This is a genomic window from Falsiroseomonas bella, assembly GCF_003173615.1.
In the GTDB taxonomy this organism is placed as follows: Bacteria; Pseudomonadota; Alphaproteobacteria; order Acetobacterales; family Acetobacteraceae; genus Falsiroseomonas; species Falsiroseomonas bella.
This window is the reverse complement of record NZ_QGNA01000001.1, coordinates 347,096-366,614: the sequence shown is the minus strand read 5'-3', so window position 1 is coordinate 366,614 and position 19,519 is coordinate 347,096. Positions and strand designations below refer to the sequence as shown.

21 protein-coding genes are annotated in these 19,519 nt (G+C 72.5%); 3 read left to right on the top strand and 18 right to left on the bottom strand.

The window, feature by feature from the left end:
- Window positions 1-6: 6 nt before the first annotated feature.
- Window positions 7-963: an ABC transporter substrate-binding protein gene (locus tag DFH01_RS01660; RefSeq protein WP_109868665.1), complete on the top strand. Its 957-nt coding sequence runs from the start codon at window positions 7-9 to the stop codon at window positions 961-963.
- Between the two features lie 12 nt (window positions 964-975).
- On the opposite strand, the gene DFH01_RS01655 is transcribed toward DFH01_RS01660, so the two are convergent.
- Complete coding sequence (locus tag DFH01_RS01655) at window positions 976-1,725, bottom strand: citryl-CoA lyase (RefSeq protein WP_109868664.1); 750 nt, start codon at window positions 1,723-1,725, stop codon at window positions 976-978.
- 7 nt (window positions 1,726-1,732) lie between these two features.
- Window positions 1,733-3,082, bottom strand: a complete 1,350-nt coding sequence (locus tag DFH01_RS01650; protein ID WP_199231100.1) for a phenylacetate--CoA ligase family protein — start codon at window positions 3,080-3,082, stop codon at window positions 1,733-1,735.
- 84 nt (window positions 3,083-3,166) lie between these two features.
- Here DFH01_RS01650 and DFH01_RS01645 point away from each other — a divergent pair, with 84 nt between their 5' ends.
- On the top strand, window positions 3,167-4,795 hold the full coding sequence (locus tag DFH01_RS01645; RefSeq protein ID WP_109868662.1) for an FAD-dependent oxidoreductase: 1,629 nt from the start codon (window positions 3,167-3,169) through the stop codon (window positions 4,793-4,795).
- Complete coding sequence (locus DFH01_RS01640) at window positions 4,792-5,007, top strand: DUF2783 domain-containing protein (protein ID WP_109868661.1); 216 nt, start codon at window positions 4,792-4,794, stop codon at window positions 5,005-5,007. Before DFH01_RS01645 ends, DFH01_RS01640 begins: the two co-directional genes overlap by 4 nt.
- Here DFH01_RS01640 and DFH01_RS01635 read toward each other — a convergent pair.
- The 16 genes from DFH01_RS01635 to DFH01_RS01560 all read right to left on the bottom strand — a co-directional run bounded on the left by DFH01_RS01635 (window position 4,988) and on the right by DFH01_RS01560 (window position 19,504).
- Window positions 4,988-5,584 carry an ABC-type transport auxiliary lipoprotein family protein gene (locus DFH01_RS01635; protein WP_109868660.1) on the bottom strand — a complete coding sequence of 199 codons (597 nt, stop codon included), beginning with the start codon at window positions 5,582-5,584 and terminating at the stop codon, window positions 4,988-4,990. The two genes, DFH01_RS01640 and DFH01_RS01635, sit on opposite strands and share 20 nt — an antisense overlap.
- Window positions 5,581-6,597 (bottom strand): MlaD family protein, encoded by a 1,017-nt coding sequence (locus DFH01_RS01630; protein ID WP_109868659.1) that lies wholly within the window; start codon window positions 6,595-6,597, stop codon window positions 5,581-5,583. The genes DFH01_RS01635 and DFH01_RS01630 overlap by 4 nt, the downstream gene beginning before the upstream one ends.
- Window positions 6,594-7,361 carry an ABC transporter ATP-binding protein gene (locus tag DFH01_RS01625; protein WP_109868658.1) on the bottom strand — a complete coding sequence of 256 codons (768 nt, stop codon included), beginning with the start codon at window positions 7,359-7,361 and terminating at the stop codon, window positions 6,594-6,596. The genes DFH01_RS01630 and DFH01_RS01625 overlap by 4 nt, the downstream gene beginning before the upstream one ends.
- Complete coding sequence (locus tag DFH01_RS01620; RefSeq protein WP_109868657.1) at window positions 7,358-8,434, bottom strand: ABC transporter permease; 1,077 nt, start codon at window positions 8,432-8,434, stop codon at window positions 7,358-7,360. Before DFH01_RS01620 ends, DFH01_RS01625 begins: the two co-directional genes overlap by 4 nt.
- Before the next feature lie 70 nt (window positions 8,435-8,504).
- Window positions 8,505-9,761 (bottom strand): flavin monoamine oxidase family protein, encoded by a 1,257-nt coding sequence (locus tag DFH01_RS01615; protein ID WP_109868656.1) that lies wholly within the window; start codon window positions 9,759-9,761, stop codon window positions 8,505-8,507.
- Window positions 9,758-10,495, bottom strand: coding sequence for a TrmH family RNA methyltransferase (locus DFH01_RS01610; RefSeq protein WP_109868655.1), 738 nt, complete (start codon window positions 10,493-10,495; stop codon window positions 9,758-9,760). Before DFH01_RS01610 ends, DFH01_RS01615 begins: the two co-directional genes overlap by 4 nt.
- A complete protein-coding gene (locus DFH01_RS01605; protein ID WP_199231099.1) occupies window positions 10,492-11,592 on the bottom strand; it encodes a 2OG-Fe(II) oxygenase in 1,101 nt (366 codons plus the stop codon). Before DFH01_RS01605 ends, DFH01_RS01610 begins: the two co-directional genes overlap by 4 nt.
- Window positions 11,589-12,617 (bottom strand): Ldh family oxidoreductase, encoded by a 1,029-nt coding sequence (locus tag DFH01_RS01600; protein ID WP_233255917.1) that lies wholly within the window; start codon window positions 12,615-12,617, stop codon window positions 11,589-11,591. The genes DFH01_RS01605 and DFH01_RS01600 overlap by 4 nt, the downstream gene beginning before the upstream one ends.
- 120 nt (window positions 12,618-12,737) lie before the next feature.
- On the bottom strand, window positions 12,738-13,709 hold the full coding sequence (locus DFH01_RS01595; RefSeq protein WP_109868653.1) for a Bug family tripartite tricarboxylate transporter substrate binding protein: 972 nt from the start codon (window positions 13,707-13,709) through the stop codon (window positions 12,738-12,740).
- 63 nt (window positions 13,710-13,772) lie between these two features.
- Window positions 13,773-14,681 carry a methyltransferase domain-containing protein gene (locus DFH01_RS01590; RefSeq protein ID WP_146216971.1) on the bottom strand — a complete coding sequence of 303 codons (909 nt, stop codon included), beginning with the start codon at window positions 14,679-14,681 and terminating at the stop codon, window positions 13,773-13,775.
- Window positions 14,682-14,726: 45 nt separating this feature from the next.
- Complete coding sequence (locus DFH01_RS28955) at window positions 14,727-16,454, bottom strand: patatin-like phospholipase family protein (protein ID WP_109868651.1); 1,728 nt, start codon at window positions 16,452-16,454, stop codon at window positions 14,727-14,729.
- Window positions 16,455-16,515: 61 nt separating this feature from the next.
- Complete coding sequence (locus tag DFH01_RS01580; protein ID WP_109868650.1) at window positions 16,516-16,707, bottom strand: hypothetical protein; 192 nt, start codon at window positions 16,705-16,707, stop codon at window positions 16,516-16,518.
- Window positions 16,708-16,819: 112 nt separating this feature from the next.
- Complete coding sequence (locus DFH01_RS01575; RefSeq protein WP_109868649.1) at window positions 16,820-16,999, bottom strand: hypothetical protein; 180 nt, start codon at window positions 16,997-16,999, stop codon at window positions 16,820-16,822.
- Window positions 17,000-17,159: 160 nt separating this feature from the next.
- On the bottom strand, window positions 17,160-18,335 hold the full coding sequence (locus DFH01_RS01570) for a UxaA family hydrolase (protein ID WP_109868648.1): 1,176 nt from the start codon (window positions 18,333-18,335) through the stop codon (window positions 17,160-17,162).
- Window positions 18,336-18,348: 13 nt separating this feature from the next.
- Window positions 18,349-18,633, bottom strand: coding sequence for a UxaA family hydrolase (locus DFH01_RS01565; RefSeq protein ID WP_109868647.1), 285 nt, complete (start codon window positions 18,631-18,633; stop codon window positions 18,349-18,351).
- Between the two features lie 193 nt (window positions 18,634-18,826).
- On the bottom strand, window positions 18,827-19,504 hold the full coding sequence (locus DFH01_RS01560; RefSeq protein WP_109868646.1) for a hypothetical protein: 678 nt from the start codon (window positions 19,502-19,504) through the stop codon (window positions 18,827-18,829).
- Window positions 19,505-19,519 lie beyond the last annotated feature (15 nt).

Sequence of the window (19,519 nt, the reverse complement as noted above, 5' to 3'; positions counted from 1 at the left end):
ACAGGAATGCTTCGCCGTCATCTTCTCGCCGCTGGTGCGGCCGCCGCGCTGCCGCTGCCCGCCTTCGCGCAGGGCGCGCCGATCCGCATGACCATCGCGACCGGCGTCGATCCCTCCTTCGCGCAGTTCTACGTCGCGCGCGAAAGCGGTATCTTCGAGCGCAACGGCCTCGACATCACGGTCAACACTGGCCCCTCGGGCTCGGCGATGATCGCGTTCCTGGTGGGCAACCAGATCAACGCCGCCTATGGCGCGGAACAGGCCGGCGTCTCGGCCCACCTGGTCGATCCGAACGTGGTCGTGGTGGCGGAGGGCGTCGCGCTGATCCGCTGGATCGGCATCGTCGGCCGCAACATCGCGAACATGGACGGGCTGAAGGGCAAGCGCGTCGGCGTTGCGCGCGGCACCGGCAGCGAGACCTTCTGGCTCTCGGTCGTCTCCCGCATGAACCTGAACCCGGCCGACTACACCATCGTCAATGTCGAGGCGCCCGAGATGGTGGCGGCGCTGGAGCGCGGCAACATCGACGCCTATGCGGTGTGGGAGCCCTGGATGACGCGCGGCGTGCGCGCGATCTCCGGTGCCAGCATCCTGACGACGAACGAGAACATCCAGATCATCCGCAACCTGATCTACATGAACAAGGGCTGGGCGGAGCAGAACGCCGAGGCGACGCAGCGCTTCATGCGTTCCATGATCCAGGCGACGGACCTGATCGCGTCCAACCGCGACCAGGCCGTGCAGAACGTCTCGCGCTTCCTGCGCCAGGACCGCGCGCTGGTGGCGGAGCTGATGACGAAGGTGGACCACCGCCTGAACCTGACCAGCGACACGGTCGCGAATGTCCAGCTCGCGATCGACCAGCTGCGCGGCATGAACCGCCTCTCGAAGGAGGTCACGCCGAGCCAGGTGATCTGGACTGGCGCGCTGAGCCAGGTGGCGCCGGACCGCGTGCGGATCTGACGCGGGCGCTGGTCAGGCGGGGGGATCCTCGTAGGGGATCTCCTCCTCCACCAGCTTCCAGATGTGGCGCGCGGTGGGGTTCTGCTGTTCCTCCGCGATATGCGCGGTGAGCCCCGCCGAGCGCGACACCACGGACACGCCGCGCATGATCGCCAGCGGCATCCCGATCTCGAGCAGCAGCGCGGCAAGCGCGCCGGTGGCGTTGATGGTCAGGTGGCGGCCATACACCGCGTCCACCGTCCGGCCGAGCTGCTGCAGCAGGGCGATGTAGTCGCCCTTCATCCCCGCCTCCTGCGCCACGCGGAACAGCCGCGGCGGGCGCGGGTCGTCCGGCTTGTGGAAGGGATGGCCGAAGCCGGGCATCGGCTTCTTCGCCGCGCGATGCGCCTGCACGACCTCCTGGCACCAGGCGGCCTTGTCCTCCTTCGCGATGCCTTCGGCGAGCAGCCTCGCGCAGCCATCCATGGTGCCGGCGAAGACATCCCCCACCGCCAGCAGCCCGGCCGCGATGCCCACCTGCACCTGGCTCGGCGCGCTGTCATAGGCGAGGCGGGCGATCATCGAGGTCGGCGTCCAGCCATGGTCCATCAGCGTCACCAGGCAGGCGTCCAGCACGCGGGTCTGACCCGGTTCCGGCATGCGGCCCACGGCCAACAGGTAGAAGACCTCGGTGAAGCCGTGCTTCCCGATCAGTTCCTCCACCAGGTCACGCCCCCGGAAGCGGATGGAGGCGGCGTCCGATCCGGCCAGATGTGTCTTCATGCAGCTCTCACTCCGCGTCGCTGAAATCCAGCAGCTTCGTCTTGTACTCGCTTCGCCCGAGGCTGCCATGGGGCACCAGCGTCACGGGCGCCGTCACCACCAGCGTCGTGCGGATCGCCGCCTCGATCGCCGCGGCGAGGCCCCCTGGCGGCGGCGCGATGCCGGGGCCGAGCTCCACCTGCACGGGCAGCGGCGGTTCCTGCCGCACGCCGCGGGCGCGCGGGCGGATCATGATGGCACCGCTCACCTGCGGCACGAAGCCGGCGACCACGGATCGCAGCGCGGTGGGGAAGACGTTCACGCCGCGCACGATCACCAGGTCGTCCGTGCGGCCTATGCAGCGCACGCGCGGCGTGGTGCGGCCGCAGGCGCAGGGCGCGTTCCACCAGACGACATGATCGCGTGAGCGGAAGCGCAGCAGCGGCACCGCCTCCCGCGTGAGCGCGGTATAGACCAGCTCGCCCGTCGCGCCGTCCGTCTTCTCCACCGGCTCGCCGGTCGCGGGATCCACCAGCTCCACATGCACGTGGTCGCCGCCGGCGAAATGCATGCCCTGCTGCGCATCGCATTCGCCCCAGAGCGAGATGGAGACGTCGCCGATCCCCATCGCTTCGCAGAGTCTGGCGCCGAAGGCCGCTTCCAGCCGATTGCGTATCTCCGCCTCGCCGCCGCCTGGCTCGCCGGCGACGCAGATGCGCCGTACGCCGAGGCGATCCGCCGCGATGCCGCGCTCCGCCAGCACTTCCGCGAGATGCAGGGCGTAGGACGGGGTGCAGAGCAGCGCTTCCGGCTTCAGCAACTGCAATGCGCGGATCAGCCGCTGCGTGTTCCCGGTGCCGACGGGGATGTGGCAGACGCCCAGCGAGGCGATGGTGTCCAGCGCCGCCCCGGCGACGAAGGGGCCGGCATTGTAGGTGCTGACGGCGCGCATGCCGCGGCGCAGACCCGTGGCGGTGTAGCTGCGCGAGGAGATCTCGATCCAGCTCGCCAGGTCCGTCGCCGTGACGGGCATGTAGCAGGGATCGCCCGTGGTGCCGCTGGTCGAGTAGATGCGCGCAAGCGCGGCGGGGTCGGCGGCGAGGTGAGTGCCGAAGGGCGGTGCCTCGGCCTGGCTGCGGCGGATCTCGTCCTTCTCGGTGAAGGGCAGCCGCGGCAGGGTCTCGATCCCGCCGCAGGCGGCCGCATCGCCGAAGCCGGCGGCGCGCAGCTTGCCGGCATAGAAGGGCGAGCGGTCGAACAGGTAGCCAAGTTGCCGGCGCAGCGCGGCGTCGTCACGCGCGCGCTGCGCGGCGGGATCGCGTGTCTCGACCTCGGGCTGGAAGAACATGTCGCGCCCCACGCCTGCGGGTGCATGCATGGTCGCCGAGGCCGGGCGGATCGCGCAACCTGCCCCCCGCCATTGCCCGGCTGTCGTGGCGGGCGGCATGCGATAAGCTGGGTCATGCCCTCCACCTATCAGAACCCGCGCTACCCGCCCGCGCCCACGCCGCAAGGTGCGCAGCACCGCCCGGTGGTGATCGCCGGCGCCGGGCTGGTCGGCCTGACCCTTGCGCTCGACCTCGCGCGGCATGGCGTGGCGGTGACGGTGCTGGACGAGGACGACACCGTTTCCTTCGGGTCGCGTGCCATTTGCTTCGCCAAGCGCACGCTGGAGATCTTCGGGCGGCTCGGCCTCGGCGCGCGCTTCACGCAGAAGGGCATCACCTGGAAGACCGGCCGCGTCTTCCATGGCGACCGCGAGGCGTACGCCTTCGACCTGCTGCCGGAGGAAGGCCACGAATACCCGGCCTTCGTGAACCTGCAGCAATACTATGCCGAGGAATGGCTGGTGGAGGCCTGCCTCGCCGCCGGCGTCGAGATCCGCTGGAAGCACCGCATCACGCGCATCGCGCCGGACGCGGTCGGCGCCACGGTGATCGTGGACACGCCGGATGGCGGCTATGCCCTGCATGCCGACTGGCTGCTGGCCTGTGACGGCGCGCGCAGCTTCATCCGCGAGAGCATGGGCCTGCCCTTCACCGGCCAGGTCTTCCGGGACCGCTTCCTGATCGCCGATGTCGTGATCAAGGGCGACGTGCAGTTTCCGACCGAGCGCTGGTTCTGGTTCGACCCGCCCTTCCATCCCGGCCAGTCCGTGCTGCTGCACAAGCAGCCCGACGATGTCTGGCGCATCGACTTCCAGCTCGGCTGGGACGCCGACCCGGAGGAGGAGAAGCGGCCGGAGAAGGTGATTCCTCGCGTGCGCGCCATGCTCGGCGAGCATGTACCTTTCGACCTCGAATGGGTCAGCGTCTACACCTTCCGCTGCCGCCGCATCGAGCGCTTCCGCCACGGCCGCGTGATCTTCGCCGGCGACGCCGCGCATCAGGTCAGCCCCTTCGGCGCGCGCGGCGGCAATGCCGGCGTGCAGGATGCGGACAACCTGGCCTGGAAGCTCGCCGCGGTGCTGGCGGGGCGCGCGCCGGAAGCGCTGCTCGACAGCTACGACGCCGAGCGGATCCCGGCGACGGACGAGAACATCCTCAACTCCACGCGCAGCACGGATTTCATCACGCCGAAGAACGAGGCCGCGCGCGGCTATCGCGACGCGGTGCTGGAGCTTGCGGCGCATCACGCGTTCGCGCGGCCGCTGGTGAATTCCGGGCGGCTCTCCCGCCCCTCAACCTATGCCGCAAGCCCGTTGAATGGACCGGCGGGATGGGAGGGCGGCGCACCGCCCGGCGCGCCCGCGCCGGATGCGCCGGTGCTGCAGGCTGGCCGGCCGGACTGGTTGCTGCGCCATCTCGGCGACGGGTTCCGGCTGCTGGTCTTCGGCGCGCCCGATGCGGCGCTCGTCGCGGCCCTGCCGGCCGGCGTAGCGGCGGTGTTCGTCACGGCGGAAGAGACGCCGGGCGCGCTGTTCGATCATGCGGGCCTTGCCGCTTCGCGCTTCGCCGCGCCGCGCGGCGGTGCGGTGCTGATCCGCCCCGACCAGCATGTGGCCGCGCGCTTCGCCCTGCCCGATCCTGCCGCCATCGTGTCCGCGCTCGAGCGGGCGCTGTGCCGCTACCCTGCGGAGGCCGCCGCATGACGCTCGACACCACGCCTCGCATCGCCGACCCGGACGGCTTCTTCGCGCTGCTGGTGGAGGCGCATCGCGGCCTGAGCGCCGAGGAATCGCGCCGGCTGGATGCGCGCCTGGTGCTGATCCTCGCCAATCAGGTCGGCGACATGGCGGCGCTGTGCGCCGCGATCGAGGCGGCGCGTGCGGCCGGAACGAAGGTCAGCGACGCAGGCCGCTGACGATCGCCTGCTCCAGCCGCGTGAAGGCGTCGCCGAGCGCCGCCTGCATCGCGGCGGCCTTCGCCGGCTCGTCCGCATCCGCGGCGAGCGGCGCAGCGCCGGCGACGTTGAAGGTCATCAGCACGCGCGTCACGCCGCCGCGATCCAGCAGCAGCACGCCGGCAAGCCCAGCCCGCGCCTCATTGGCGGAGGGCACTGCCTCCAGTGACGTCAGTTCGCCTTCCAGCACCAGCGTCGCATCGGCGCGGCTGCCGGGCGTCACCACCGCGGCGAAGAGGCCGGAGGCGGAGAGCCAGGCGCGCAGCGCGGACTCCGCCAGCTCGCCGGGCGGCGCGATCCATTCGTCATAGGGTGCGAGGCGGATCGCCCCGTCGGGCTGCAGTGTGCGCAGGCCGACATCCTGGATGCCGGCCGCGCCGCGCAAGCCGCGCAGCAGCAGGATGCCGGCGTTGCGGGGTGCCTGCCGCGTATCGGGCCGCCGCGGGCTCAGCGCGTAGCGCATCACGGGAATGTTTGGCTGCTCCAGCACGGAGCAGGCGGACAGCAAGGGCAGGCCGAGCAGAAGGCGTCGGTTCATCGGCGGCGCTCCGGCGGGGCGGGTGGTGCTCCGAACAGCGTCTGTGAGGGCGAGTTCCGCAGCTGCTGCGTCGTCGCGCGCAGATTGGCGGTCACGGAGCGGAGGTTCTCGAGGATCGGCACCAGCTCCGACTGCACGTCCTGCGTGGTTGTGCGGACCGTGCGCAGGGTGCGATCCAGGGCGGCGAGCGTGTCCGGTAGCGCCGCGGTGGCGCGCCGCAGCTCGGCCGCGGTCGCGGTGATGTTCTCCACCGCCGCGCGCAGATCCTCCCCGGCGAGAAGCTCGCGCGCCCCTGCGGCGGCCTGGCGCAGCTCGGTCAGCGTCGCTGCGATCTCGCCCTGCTCGACGGCGGCGCGCACCAGCTCGGCCGTGCGCGCGGTGTCGCGCAGGAGGGCCGCGGCGTCCCCGCCGGAGGCCTGGTCGCGCAGCGCCGCAAGCAACTCGGCGAAGTCGTGCATCATCTGCTCGAGCGGCACCTCGGACAGGCGCTGCATCAGCGTCTCCGCCGCGCTGCGCACCTGCGCGACGGTGGAGGGGATGGCGGGCACCACGGGGTAGCGCGGCGTCCAGGGGATCGTCGGCACGGGAAAGCGTTCGGGATTCACGAAGTCCAGCTCGACGTAGTTCACGCCGGTGATTCCCTGCGCGCTGATGCGCGCGCGCAGGCCGATGCGGATCGCTTCCTCCGCGCGCGGAACCTCGCCGACGCGCTCGGTGTCCACGGCGAAGCGAACGAAGACGAGGCGGAAGGATTCCGTGAAGGGCACGCCTTCGGGCCTGCCGTATTCGGCGGAGACGAGGCCGATCTCCGTCACGCGGCCGATCGGCACGCCGCGGTAGCGCACCGGCGCGCCGACATCGAGGCCCTGCACGGATTCGCGGGAATAGGTCTCGAAGGTGGCGGTCGGGCCTTGGCCGCGGCCGCCCGCGAGGAACAGCACGAAGCCGACGGCGAGCGCCACGCCGACGACGACCAGCGCGCCGACGCGGAGGTAGAGCGCGCTCGATTTCATGCGGCCTCCCGCCGGAAGAAGGCGCGCACCGTGGGCTGGGTGCTCTCCTCCCGCAGTCGCCGCGGATCGCCCTCCGCGATCACGCCCTTCGCTTCCTTGTCCAGCATGATGCAGCGGTCGCCGATGGCGAGGATGGAAGCCAGCTCGTGCGTGACGACGACGAAGGTGGTGCCGAGCGTGCGCGAAAGGTCGCGGATCATCGCGTCGAGCCCGGCCGAGGTGATCGGGTCGAGGCCGGCCGAGGGCTCGTCGAGGAACAGGATCGGCGGATCGAGCGCCAGCGCGCGCGCCACGCCCGCCCGCTTCAGCATGCCGCCCGAAACCTCCGACGGCAGGCGCGAGGCCGCTTCCGAAAGGCCGACCAGGCCGAGCTTCGCGCGCGCCACCTCGGCCCGCGCGGCCGCGCTCAGGCTCGTGTGCTCGGCCAGCGGCATCTCCACGTTCTCGAGCAGCGTGAGCGAGCCGAACAGCGCGCCCTGCTGCCACATCACCCCGATGCGCTTGAGCAGTTCCAGCCGCGCCTTCCCCTCCGTCGCCCAGACATCGGTATCGAGGATCGTCACCCGCCCGGCCAGCGGCGGCACCAGGCCGATCATCAGCTTCAGCAGGGTGGATTTGCCGCAGCCCGATCCGCCGAGGATCACGAAGACCTCGCCGCGCTTCACATCGAAGGTGACGTCGCGGAACAGGATGTTGCTGCCGAAGCCCGCGGCGATCCCCTCGCAGCGGATCACGGCCTCCGCGCTGACGGTCGTTTCGCTCATACGCCGATTTTCTCGTAGAGCACGGCGAATAGCCCGTCGAGCAGGATGATGGAGACGATGCCGCCGACCACCGCCGCGGTCGCCGCATCGCCCACCGCGCGCGGCCCGCGCCCGGCACCGAGGCCGGCGCGGCAGCCGATCGCGGCGATCGCCAGGCCGAAGAAGCAGGCCTTGAACAGGCCGCCGAGCATGTCGCTGAGTTCCAGCCATTGCGAGAGCTGCTGCGTCACGGTCGTCAGCGGGAAGCCGAACAGGCCCATGATCAGCGCCATCCCGGCCAGGCCCGCGAGCGTCAGCACCAACGACAGCACCGGCATCACCAGGATGCCCGCGAGCACCCGGGGCAGCACCAGCAGCGCCATGGGGTCCACGCCCATGATGCGCAGCGCTGCCACCTCCTCGTTCACGCTCATCGTGCCGAGCTCGGCGGCATAGGCGCTGCCGGTGCGTCCCGCCAGGATCACCCCGGCCATCAGTGGCCCGAGCTCGCGCAGCAGCGAGATGCCGACGAGGTTGGGGACGAAGATCTCGGCGCCGAAGCGGCGCAGCGGGATGACGCTCTGGAAGGCCAGGATGACGCCGAGCAGGAAGCCCAGCAACAGGGTCAGCGGGAAGGCCCGCGTTCCCGCCTCGTCCAGGTGGCGCAGCACCTCGCCCCCGCGCAGGCGCCAGGGGCGCAGCAGCGTGCCGAGCGCGACCAGGGCGAGTTCGCCGATGAAGCCGATCCCGTCCAGCACGCCGCGCCCGGCATTCAGGCTGGTCCGGCCGATCCGCGCCAGCAGCGGCAGCCGTTGTTCCGGCTTCGGCCGCGGGGCGGCGAGGGCGGCCCGCACGCGGTCGAGAACATCGGTGACCTGCGGCGGCGCGCCGCGGAGGGCATTGCCATGCCCCGCCGCCTCCGCCGTCAGCAGCAGCGTGGCGCCGGTGGTGTCGAGGGCGGTGAGCCCGGCAAGGTCCAGCACCACCGGCCCGCCGGCAGCCTCCGCCATCAGCTTCGGCCAGAGCACCGCCGCCGCCTGGGTGTCGAGCCGGCCGGAGAGCGCCAGCACGCCCGCCTCCGGCCCCACCGTCATCTCGCAGGACTCCTGCGGGGGGCTTGCTGCCTCAACCATCGCGCATCAATTCGGCCGTGGAGCGCTCGGGTCAAGCCGCGGCGACGAGAGCGTGTGCCGCCGCCCGCTCGCCGGAGATCCAGGCGCCACCCACCGTGCCGGCCAGGGTCGGGTGGCAGGCCTCCCCGGCAAAGCAGAGCCGACCGCCGGCCAGCGGCGTCGCCAGCACCGGGCGCGCCCCTGCGGCGCCGATCCGGGCGTGGCTGTAGGCGCCGCGCACCCACGGATCCGTGATCCAGCCCGAGACCAGCGCGCCCGGCCGGAAGGCGCCGGGGGCGGCGCCGCCGAGGCGCTGCGCGATCTCCTCCCGTACCAGCGCCTCGGCCGCGGCCGGGCCATCCCGCGCAACCACCAGCGCCGTGGGGCCGCCGATCCAGGCGGAGGCGATGGGCTGGCCCTGCGGCCAGAAGGTGATCGGGATCAGGTCCTCGCCGGGCGCCACCATCCTGTCGGTGGAGGCATGGTCCGGCAGGCCGAGCCGCTCCGCCCCGGCGGCCGCCAGCGCGACCTTGATCGCGGCGCCGAGCGGCAGGTCGTGCGCGGCCTGGATCACCTCGGCCGGCAAGGCAGGTTCGAAGCGCAAGGACCCGTCCGCGAGCAGGGTCGTGGGCAGGGTGCAGACCACCGCGCGCGCCCGCAGCGTGCCGAAGGCGCCCTCTGCCACCGCCTCGGTGCCGCCCCAGCGCAGCCGCTCCACCGGCGCGCCGGGCGTGATCGGCAGCCCATCGCCGAGCCGCGCGACCAGCGCGCCCAACCCACCCCGCGGCAGCAGGTTGGCGCCGGAGAGCAGCGTCGCGGCGAAGTCCGCGAGCCCGATCTCCTCCAGCGGCCAGGCGGCGATCACCCGGCCCTGCCAGGCGGCGACGGTCGCGTCCCAGGGGCCGCCGCGCGGCGCGGCCTCGGCCGCGGCGATGTCGGGCCCGGGCGCGGCGGCGCGGGCGCGGATCGCGGGCTCGAAGCGCTCCCAGGCGGCGTCGTAGGCGGCGACCTCAGCGGCATCCGCCTGCCGGCCGCCGATGAAGGTGATCTCGCGTCGCAGCGCGTCGCTGTCGGCGAGCGGTACGCCGAAGCCGCGGGCCAGCGCCGTCAGCGGGTTGTGCTCCGCATCGTGCAGCCAGGTGGCGCCGAGGTCGAAGGGCAGGCCGAGCGAGGTGTCGGTCAGCGCGCGCCCGCCGATGCGGTGCCGCGCTTCCAGCACGCGCACGCGGCGCCCGGCGGCGGTTGCCGCGCGCGCGGCCGCGATGCCGGCCGCGCCGGCACCGATCACCAGGATGTCGCAGTCGCTCATGGCGGCAGCGATTCGAGCGCCTGGATCAGCACCGCCGCGGCGACCGAGACGTTCAGGCTCTCCACGCGGCCCGAGCCGGGCAGCGTCACGCGATGCGCACAGGCGGCGATGGCGGCCGCGCCCGGCCCCGTCTCCTCGTTGCCCAGCAGCAGCGCGAAGTTCTTCGTTCGTGGCAGGGCGGCGGGTGCGACGCCGCCATGGGCGACGGCGGCGACGGTGGTGAAGCGCGGCGCCATGGCGCGCAGCGCGACCGGAAGGCTCGCCGCGCGATGGAGCGCGAGATGCTCGAGCCCGCCTTCGGCCGTGCGATAGGCGGCGTCCGAAAGCCCGGCCTGGCGCGCATCGTCCGACAGGATCATCCCCGCGCAGCCGAAGAAGGCGGCGCTGCGCGCGATGGCGCCGAGGTTGTGCGGATTGCCCACGGCGTCCAGCACCGGCAGCACGCGCGCGGAGAGCAGCGCGGCGGGGAAGGGCGCCCCAAGCTCCGGCACCACGCGCGCCTCCGCCACGGCGACAATGCCGCCGTGATGCGGCGTGCCGGCAATGCGGGCGAGTTCGTCGGGGGGCACCTCGCGATAAGGTTTGCGGGCGGCGGCGAGTTCCTTGCAGAGCGGTCCGGCCTCGCGCCGCCGCGTCGGCAGGTAGAACAGGCGCAGCACCGCCTGCGGCCGCCGCGCAAACAGCGCGGCCACGGCGGCGGGGCCGGCGATGCGCTCGGTCGCGGTGCCGCTCAAGGCTCTGCGACCGCGGCGGCGGGGTTCTGCCGGGCAGCGAGGAACTGCTCGTTGCGCGCGCGGATCTTCGCCGCCTCGTCGTCGTAGAGGAAGGGCAGCGTGGCGTAGCGCCGGCCCCGCGTCACCGGCCGCGCCTCATGGAGCAGGGAGCAGGAGAAGACCACGGCGCCGCCGAGCGGCGCGCGATAGGTCTGCGGCCCGAATTCGGGGAAGCAGAGATCGCCGCCCTCGTATTCGCCCGTGTTCAGGTTGATCGTGACGGCGAAGCGGCGATGCGCGGTGCCGAGCGTGGTGTTGTCGCGGTGGGCGCGGAAGAAGCCCTGGTCGGCGGCATCGTAGCAGGCGACGATGTAGCGCTCGATCCGCGTGGCCTTGAACTGGAAGGCGCGCTGGATCTCCGGCACCAGCCGCGCGACCAGCCGCGCGCGGAACCTCGCCTGCAGCGCGGGATCCTCGATCACCGCGTCCTTGCGGCGCTTGTGGCCGGCATCCAGCAGGCCGACGGTCTTGCCGTCCACGTCGCGCATGAAGCCGCTCTCGCCGCCGCCCTGCGTCTCATACAGGGCGATCAGCTCGCGGCAGAAGGCGGGCTCGAAGACGCGCGGCAGGATCAGCACCGGGGCGTGCAGCGTCACGCCGGCGTGCTGCGCCGGCGGCGGCAGCATTGCGAGGGTCGCCATCGCCTCCGCGCCCTGCTCGAGCGGCCACGCGGCGAAGACGCGCAGCATGGGATCGAGCAGCAGCCAGCCGGTGCAGGGCACGTCCTGTTGCGGTTCGGCGCGCAGCGCGCGCCGCGCGCTGCCGTCGTCGTCCCACAGCACGCGGATGCCGGTGGCGTCGCGCAGCCTTCCGGCGCGCTCGTCCTCCGCATCCGTGCCGATCACGACCATGTAGGCGTTGTCGGTGTCGAGGCGCTGCGCATGCGGCGAGACGGCGGCGGCCAGGCGCGCCGCCTTGCCCGGCTCGGCCAGCGATCCGGGGATCACCACCATCAGCCAGCGCCCGGCGAGGGTGTTGAAGGCGAAGCACGGATTGACGGCGGAACGGGCGTGAAAGTCGCCGACCGGTTCGCCGATCGAGACGCGCGGACGGATCACGGGCCGGCCTGTCGCAGCGACGCCAGCAAGGGGTCCGGGATCTCGATGCCCTCCTCCGCCGCGCGCCGCGCCTGGGCGGCGCTGCGGCTGCCGGGTACGCGCACGCCGGGATCCCCCAGCATCGCCGCCACCAAGGTCTCGATACGGTCGAGGAAGGCCTCTCGGCCGGCCAGCGCGCCGGGGTCTATGGCGAGGATCGCCTGGCCGAGGCGGGGCCGGTTGCCTTCGGCCTCGAAGAAGCTGTCCGCCTCGAAGCCGAAGGCGGCGCCGGTCAGCGCGCAGCACAGCAGCTCCACGATCAGCGCGAGCAGCGCGCCCTTGTCGCCGCCGACCGCCAGCATCGCACCGCCGAGCGCGGTCTTTGCATCGGTGGTGGGGTTGCCCGCGGCATCCAGCGCCCAGCCTTCCGGGATCGGTGTGCCGTTCTTCGCCGCCACCATGATCTTGCCGCGCGCCACCTGGCTGAGTGCCATGTCGACGACCAGCGGATCGGTCGGCACTGGGGCCCCGCCGGGCTTGCCCGGCGGGGTGGGGCGCCTGGGGAAGGCGGCGGCGACGGGGTTGGTGCCCATCAGCGCGCGCCGCCCGCCCGGCACCGGCATGGCGGCGGGCGAGTTGGTGAAGGCGAGTGCGACGAGGCCACGCCGCGCCAGCTCCGCGACGGGCAGCCCCATCGCGCCGCTGTGGTGGCTGTTGGTGATGCCGGCGAAGGCGACGCCATGCGCCGCGGCGCGCGAAGCGGCTTCCTCGATGGCCAGCGCCACCGCGGGATAAGCGAGGCCGTGCCGCGCATCCACCAGCACCGCGCCGCCGCGCGTCGCCACGATGGTCGGCTCGGCCGCGCCGTCGGCGCGACCGTTGCGCAGGAACCCGGCATACATCGCCACGCGCGACAGGCCGTGCCCGGACTGCCCCGTGGCCTCGGCCGCGACGAGCGCGGCGGCGGTCATCGCCGCCATGCGCGGATTGGCGCCGGCCGCGACAAGTGCGTCGCGCGCCAGCGCCTCGGCTTCGGCAAGGGTCATTCGCGGCATCAGGCGGCCCGCCCCGGAAGGGACGGGACGAGGCCGCGAACGCGGCCCGGCACGTGTGCGGCGGAGCCAAGACCGCGGAGCGGTCGCCCGGCGTCTGAGGGCAGCATCACGTCAGGCGTCGGGACGGATGTTGGCCTCGCGCACCAGCGTGGCCCAGCGATCCGTCTCGGCATTGACGAATTGCGTGGAGCGCGCGGCGTCCCAGCCGAGCACCTGGAAGCCGCCCTCCTGCGCGCGCCGCGTCGTGTCGGGATCGTGGATCGCCTTCTGCACCTCGGCCTCGAGCCGCGCGCGCACCGGCGCGGGCGTCGCGGCCTGGGTCAGCACCGCGGTCCAGTTGGTGATCTCGAGCGCCGGCTGGCCGAGCTCGCGCACCGTCGGAACGTCCGGCACCAGCGGGTGGCGCTCGGCGCTGGTGATGGCGAGCGGGCGCAGGCGGCCGCCGCGGATCTGCGCGAGGCACTCCGGCAGGTTGCTCACCATCACGTCGAGATTGCCGGCGGCGAGGTCCGTGACACTCGGCGCGCCGCCGCGATAGGGCACATGCACCAGGTTGTCGCGCGCGCCGGCGGCGCGGCGCAGCAGCTCCAGCCCGAGATGCGGCGGCGAGCCGTTGCCGGAGGTCCCGCCGTTCATCTGCTCGGTGCGCACGAGCCGCAGCAGCGTGGCGAGGTCGCGCGCCGGGCTCTTCTCGGCGTTCACCACCACGACGAGCGGCAGCGAGCCGAGCACGGACAGCGTCGCGAAGTCGCGGCGGAAATTGTAGGGCGCGTTCGGGAACAGCGTGTAGTTCACCGCATGCGTCAGCGTGATGGCGAGCAGCGTGCCGCCATCCGGCGCTGCCTTGGCCGCCACGTCGGCGCCGATCAGCGCGTTGCCGCCGGCGCGGTTGTCCACGACCACGGGCTGGCGCAGGTTCTCCGACATCTTCTGCGCGACCAGCCGCGCCATGATGTCCGTGAGGCCGCCAGGCGGGAAAGGCACGACGTAGCGCAGCCCGCGGTCCGGCAGGCCCTGCGCCCGCGCGAGGCCCGGCAGGGCGAGGGTGGCGGCAAGCCCGAGCGTCGTGCGGCGGTTGATCATGGACGTTCCCCTTTGATGTTGTGCCGCGGGAGAGTGGCGGCGACCGCGCCGCGCGGCAAGTTGTCAGGCCGGGCGTGCCTCGATCTCCGCATAGCAGACGCGGTCATCCGCCGGCCGGCGGTGCAGCGCGGGATGCGCGCCGCCGGGCGGCAGCGGCGGGCTGTCCCAGACCAGGCGATGCGGCGCGGCGGCGGCGAAGCCGGCTTCGGCGAAGGCGTCCAGCATCTCCGTCAGGCCGAGGCGGTTGTTGTAGAGCCCGGCGCGGCCGACCGCCGCCCCCTCCCAGAAGCCGGGCGAGAAGCGCAGGTGGCGCAGCGCGCCGCCAAGATGGTCGTGGAAATCCACGCCATGCAGCCCGATGCCGTCCGGCGCCGTCACGCGGCGCAGCGCGGCGAGCAGCGGCGCGAGCGCGTCCCGCCGCACATGCTCCAGCGCGACTTCCGAGAAGACGAGGTCCACCGAGCCCGCCGGCACCTCCGCCAGCCGCTCCGGCCCGCCGATCAGCAGCCGTGCGCCGCAGGCCGCCAGCACCTCCTCGCGTGTCGCGCAGCCGGACAGATCGGGCGGGGCGAGGCCGGCTTCGCGGGCGGCCTCGGCGGCGCGGCGATAGGGCTCGAGCTCGCGCGGCGCGTCGTCCTCGACATCGAGGTAGAGGATCGGGCCGAGGCCGAGTGCCGCGGCGATCGGCGCGCGGCGCACCATCGCGCCCGGGCCGATCTCCAGCACGCTGCGCTCCGCGCGCCCGAGCCGCTCATTCGCGCGGGCGACGAGGCCGGCGAGCGGCGGGACGAGGCGGGTGGGGTCGTCGGCCGCGAAGGAGTGGCGCCTGAGGCCGAGGGCGCGCCAGGCGCGGGGCGGCACCGGCAGGCTGCCGAGCGCCAGCTTGACCGACAGCTTCACCCACCAGGGCACGGGCGCTCCGGCGGCGTAGCCGGGCGGGACGGGGGTTTCGGTGCTGACGGGCGAACTCATGCGCGCGTGCTTAGCCCGTCGGGGCGACGTGGTCAGCCGGCGCGGTCAAAGGCCGCTGTCGCGCCGGGCCTTGTCGAGCACCGCGACGACCTGCCGGCTCGCCAGCCAGGCCGGGACCCAGCCGAAGCCCGTGGTCAGCGCGCCGCCGATCCAGCCGAGATGGCCGGACAGCGCCCGCAGCACCCGCCGGATGCGCTTGGCGAAGGCGGGCCGCAGCGGCGCCGGATCGAAGCGGCCCACCGGCCAGGCGGGCTCCGGTACCGGGTCCTTCTCCGGGTCCCGCGGGTCGCGCAGATGCGGCGCCAGCCAGACCAGCGGCACCTTGCCCGCCGCCTCGTCCAGGCCGTGTTCGCGCATGATCCGCCGCGCCAGCGGCGTCGGCGCGCCGCTCTCGTCCGAGGCCCAGTGGCGCACCACGACGTTGTCCACCGGCACCGCGAAATAGTGCTGCAGGAAGCTGCGGCAATTGTGCCGGCCGAGCAGGAAGTCGTGCTCCCGAAAATCGCGGCAGAAGAAGCCGAGGAAGCCGCCGAGCGCACCGCCCGCGAGCGGGGAGGCGCCCTGCGGCCGGTCCTTTGCATCCGCGCTGGGCGCGATGATCTGCCGGCTGAACATGTCGGCCTGGGTGGCAAGCCAGATGTCCACCGGGCGGAAGCGCGCCTGGTTCTTCCAGGCGGAGATCAGCGCCGACAGCACCCGTGGCAGCGGCGCGGAGCCTTCGCGCGGGCCCGGTTCGGGCGCCTCGGGGAAGGGATCCACCATGATCATGGCCTGCGTCGCCTCGGCCGGCTTCGGCACGAGCGGCGCGTCGCGCTTGATCAGCAGCGCGTCGCGGCAGAGATCGGTCGGCTCGTTGTTGGCGATGCCGCCATCCACGCAGAGCATGGTCGCCTTGTCGGGGCCGAGCACGGACCAGGCGGGTTCCAGCACTTCCCAGGCGCCTTCGTTCGGTCGGTCGGGGTCGCCCTTCGGCACGAAGACAGGGCGGCGGGCGCGGTTCTCCGGCTGGCGGCTCAGCACCCGCGCCGGCAGCGCGCCGGGAAAGGCGCCGGAGGCCAGCGCCGCATTGCCGAGCGCCGACCAGGTGGGATCGCTGCGCGCCGCGTCGCCTTCAAGCGGCAGGTAGCTCGCCGGCGGCTTCCGTCCGGTCGGAACGGCTAGGAAATCCATCACCTCGGCATGGTCCATCATGCCGCCCGCGATTTTGTCGCTGCCTTCGAAGGTCAGCGTGTAGGGGGTGCCGGTGAGGTTGCCGACGGTCAGGCGCACGCGCAGGTCGGCGATCCAGCCGCGATGTTTCGGCGCCGGGCTGGGCAGCAGCCCGTCCGGGCGCGCGGCATCGGGCGAGAGGATCTGGTCCACCGCATTGGACAGCCAGGCGCCGTTGAGCGCTGAGCGGAAATGGCCAGCATCCAGGTCGGTCGTGTCGAGCAGGCGGGTGATGTCGGGCTGGTCCACCCAGGCCCAGGCGAAGGGGTTCCGGCGCCGCGCCTCCCTGTCGCGCAGGCTGCGCGCATCCATCGGCTGGAAGCTGCGATTGGCCCAGGCGGCGACGGTCGCGGCGTTCATCGCCCCGGCCGAGGCGCCGACCATGGCGCGCAGCACGACCTGGTGTGTCGGCACGTCTTCCATGCCGGCCTCGCGCGCAGCCTCGAAGGCGTCGAGCGCTTCGAACAGCAGGTCCAGCACGCCGGCGGTGTAGGCACCGGCCGAGACGGCGCCGGCGGCGACGATGCCGAGTTCGAAGGGCGGCGGATCCCCGGTTGTGCTCATGCGCGACCTCCTGCCGTGAGACTAGCGCGGCTGGCGGGCGCGGTGCGCGGCGATTCGCGCCTCAGTTCCCGCCGGGCAGCAGGAACGGCATCTCCGCCATGGCGCGGCCGACCCAGTGCAGCGGCACCTCGCCCGCGCGGTCGGCGGCGACGAGTTCGAGCGGCGTGGCCGAGCGCGCCGCGGGCAGCGCCGCGGCGAAGGCGATCACGAAGCCGATGAAGGCGAACATCACGAAAACGGCGGTGCGGTTCATGTACTGGCTCTCCCTGCCTCGGGCCGCTGCAGTCTGGCGGGGCCGCGTGTCGCGGCGGCTTCGCGCTGCGGGCTTCATGTTGCGCGCGTGTTTCGCACGGAGGACGAGGGGCTCAGCGGGCCGGCGGCATGAAGGGCCGGCTGGCCAGCGCCTGGGCGACCCAGTCGGCCGGGACATGCTCGGCCACCGGCACGGGCTGCGGCGCGGCGGAGCGCGCCGAGGGCAGCGCCGCGGCGAAGGCGAAGAGGAAGCCGAGGAAGGCGAACAGGACGAAGACGGTGGTGCGGCGCATGGTTCGGTCCTCCGTGCCCGGAGGCCCCTCGCCGCCGGTGACAGGGACTATGCCGCCGCACCCCTGCAAGGGTGTGTCGCGCGGTTTCGCGCGCGTTGACGGTCCGCTTCGCGTGTTGCGCGGCCCGGCGCGCCGCGGTGGCGCGCCGGGCCCTGTTGCGTCAGGCGCTCTCGTAGAGGCGCGTCAGGCTGAACTCGCGGTGGCCGAGGATCTCGGCCGCCGTGTGCTGCCCGTCGGCGGTGCGGATGATGCAGTCGAGCAGCGCCTCGCCGGCATCGTCCATGTTCATGTTGCGCTGCAGGATGCCGGTCACGTCCACGTCGATGTGCTCGGACATCGTCCGCATGGTGCGCGGGTTCGCGGTCAGCTTGATCACCGGCACGATCGGGTTGCCGATGACGTTGCCCTGGCCGGTCGGGAAGGTGTGCACCGCGAAGCCGGAGGCTGCGCAGAGCGTCACCATCTCCGCTGCCGCGGAGGAGCTGTCCATGAACCACAGCCCGGGATGCGTCGGCTCCTCGGCCTTGTCGAGCACGCCGTCCACCGTGCACTTCTTGCCGATCTTCTGGATGTTGCCGAGCGCCTTCTCCTCGATGGTGGTCAGGCCACCCTCGATGTTGCCCTTGGTCGGCTGGCTCTCGGACAGGTCGGAGGTCTTGTTGGCCTCGATCACCGCCTGGTAGCGGTTGAACATCGCCATGAACTGGTCGCGCACCTCAGGCGTCTTGCAGCGCGCGGCGACCAGGTGCTCGCCGCCGGTGATCTCGGACGTCTCGCCGAAGACCAGCGTGTTGCCGTTCGCCCAGAGCTTGTCGAAGGAATTGCCGACCGTGGGGCAGGAGGCGAGGCCGGAGGTCGTGTCGCTCTCGCCGCACTTCGTGCTGACCCAGAGGTCCTGCAGCGGCGCGCGGGTCTTCTTCAGCGCGGTCGCGTACTTCACCATCCGGTAGGCGGCGCGGGAGGCGGCGGCGATAGTGTTGATGTCGCCGTTCTGCTCGATGGCGAAGAACTCCACCGGCTTGCCGGTCTTCGCGATCCCCTCGGCGACCTTGCCGGCCCAGCCGAGCTCGATGCCGATCACCACCACGGCGGCGACGTTCGGGTTGCAGCCCGTGCCGATGATGGTGCGGAAATGCAGGTCGAGGTCGGCGCCGAACTGCAGCCGCCCATAGGCGTGCGGGATCGCCAGCGTGCCCTGGATGTTGCGCGCGACACCTTCCGCCGCGGCGTTGGAGATGTCGTCCACCGGCAGGATGAGGACGTGGTTGCGCACGCCCATGCGGCCGTTCTCGCGGCGCCAGCCTTCGAAGGTCGCGTTCTTGACGTCGATGCCCATGATCGCGTCTCCCTTACCAGCGCTTCGTCTTGACGTTGTGCACGTGCAGGTGCTCGCCCGCGCCGATGTCCTTCACGGCCTTGCCGATGTCGACACCGTATTTGATGATCGTGTCGCCGGACTTGATGCCCTTGATCGCCAGCTTGTGGCCGATCGGGATGTCGTTCTTCGCGTCGAACTCGATCAGCTTGTCCTGATCCATGATCCAGCCTGTGAGCTTGGTGCCGGCCTTCAGGCCCTCCACCACCACCACGCCCACGCTGTCGCCCTCGTCATGGACGACGAAATGGATCGTCATCGCGCTTCCTTCCCCCAGTTCACGGTATGAAACAGGCGGCGCACCCTAGAGCAGCGCCCGTCCGAGTGGAACCGCTCCACGGCTCCGTCGGACTGCCATAAGCTGCTCTGGAGTCATTTTTTCCAGAGCACGACCTGCCGGCTGACTGATTCCAGTCGGCCGGAACGTGCTCTGGGCACCGCGCCGCGGGGGTTCAACCGGGGGCCATGCCGGCGCGGCGGGCAATCGTGCAGAGGCTGCGGCGATAGGCGGCAAGGCGGTCCGGGTGCATCGCCTCCGCCCCCTCCTGCCGGCGCCCGGCGAGATAGGTGTAGCTCTCGATCCGCTCGACATGGGGCGGCAGCGGCACGGCGGCGCGGTCCACCAGGTGGCGGAACAGGTCGGCGGCCAGGTCGCCCTTCAGCACCAGCCAGCGCGGGGCGGCGGCTTCCAGCTGCCAGCGCAGCACTGCCGCCCAGGTCTCGGCCCGCGCGAGCAGGGGCGCGAGCTTCCCCTCGCGCCGCGCCGGGCTGTCCTCCACCGACTTGATCAGCGCGGTCACGTAGCAGCGCCAGCCGCCCGGTGCGCCGGGGCCCCCCGCCTTGAAGCCGGCCTCCGCCAGGGCGGCGCGGAAGACCTGGTCGCCCGGGGTGGTGTTCCACTGCGCGTCCGGGCTGGCCAGCGGCGGCTTCGGACGCCCGCGCGCACCGAGGTTGGGCGCAGCGGCCAGGAACCAGACCGGCGCGAAGGGGTCGCCGAGGCTCGCGGTCAGACCGGGGTGCTCGGCGCGATGGTCACGGAGGGCCGGATTCGCGCGGAAGACGCCATTCACATGCGCCGCCAGCGCAGTCTCGTAGTCCCGCAGGTGCAAGCCAGCGCCGTCTTTGTCCATGCCAGGGCGCAGAAT

Bases quoted from the DNA above. Each gene is read 5' to 3' on its own strand.
- DFH01_RS01595 (WP_109868653.1), bottom strand. From the start codon at position 13,709: ATGATCAACCGCCGCACGACGCTCGGGCTTGCCGCCACCCTCGCCCTG.
- DFH01_RS01630 (WP_109868659.1), bottom strand. From the start codon at position 6,597: ATGAAATCGAGCGCGCTCTACCTCCGCGTCGGCGCGCTGGTCGTCGTC.
- DFH01_RS28955 (WP_109868651.1), bottom strand. From the start codon at position 16,454: ATGAGCACAACCGGGGATCCGCCGCCCTTCGAACTCGGCATCGTCGCC.
- DFH01_RS01590 (WP_146216971.1), bottom strand. From the start codon at position 14,681: ATGAGTTCGCCCGTCAGCACCGAAACCCCCGTCCCGCCCGGCTACGCC.
- DFH01_RS01600 (WP_233255917.1), bottom strand. From the start codon at position 12,617: ATGACCCTTGCCGAAGCCGAGGCGCTGGCGCGCGACGCACTTGTCGCG.
- DFH01_RS01640 (WP_109868661.1), top strand. From the start codon at position 4,792: ATGACGCTCGACACCACGCCTCGCATCGCCGACCCGGACGGCTTCTTC.
- DFH01_RS01580 (WP_109868650.1), bottom strand. From the start codon at position 16,707: ATGAACCGCACCGCCGTTTTCGTGATGTTCGCCTTCATCGGCTTCGTG.
- DFH01_RS01635 (WP_109868660.1), bottom strand. From the start codon at position 5,584: ATGAACCGACGCCTTCTGCTCGGCCTGCCCTTGCTGTCCGCCTGCTCC.
- DFH01_RS01615 (WP_109868656.1), bottom strand. From the start codon at position 9,761: ATGAGCGACTGCGACATCCTGGTGATCGGTGCCGGCGCGGCCGGCATC.
- DFH01_RS01655 (WP_109868664.1), bottom strand. From the start codon at position 1,725: ATGAAGACACATCTGGCCGGATCGGACGCCGCCTCCATCCGCTTCCGG.
- DFH01_RS01570 (WP_109868648.1), bottom strand. From the start codon at position 18,335: ATGGGCATCGACGTCAAGAACGCGACCTTCGAAGGCTGGCGCCGCGAG.
- DFH01_RS01560 (WP_109868646.1), bottom strand. From the start codon at position 19,504: ATGGACAAAGACGGCGCTGGCTTGCACCTGCGGGACTACGAGACTGCG.
- DFH01_RS01625 (WP_109868658.1), bottom strand. From the start codon at position 7,361: ATGAGCGAAACGACCGTCAGCGCGGAGGCCGTGATCCGCTGCGAGGGG.
- DFH01_RS01575 (WP_109868649.1), bottom strand. From the start codon at position 16,999: ATGCGCCGCACCACCGTCTTCGTCCTGTTCGCCTTCCTCGGCTTCCTC.
- DFH01_RS01565 (WP_109868647.1), bottom strand. From the start codon at position 18,633: ATGACGATCCATTTCGTCGTCCATGACGAGGGCGACAGCGTGGGCGTG.
- DFH01_RS01660 (WP_109868665.1), top strand. From the start codon at position 7: ATGCTTCGCCGTCATCTTCTCGCCGCTGGTGCGGCCGCCGCGCTGCCG.
- DFH01_RS01620 (WP_109868657.1), bottom strand. From the start codon at position 8,434: ATGACGGTGGGGCCGGAGGCGGGCGTGCTGGCGCTCTCCGGCCGGCTC.
- DFH01_RS01650 (WP_199231100.1), bottom strand. From the start codon at position 3,082: ATGCATGCACCCGCAGGCGTGGGGCGCGACATGTTCTTCCAGCCCGAG.
- DFH01_RS01645 (WP_109868662.1), top strand. From the start codon at position 3,167: ATGCCCTCCACCTATCAGAACCCGCGCTACCCGCCCGCGCCCACGCCG.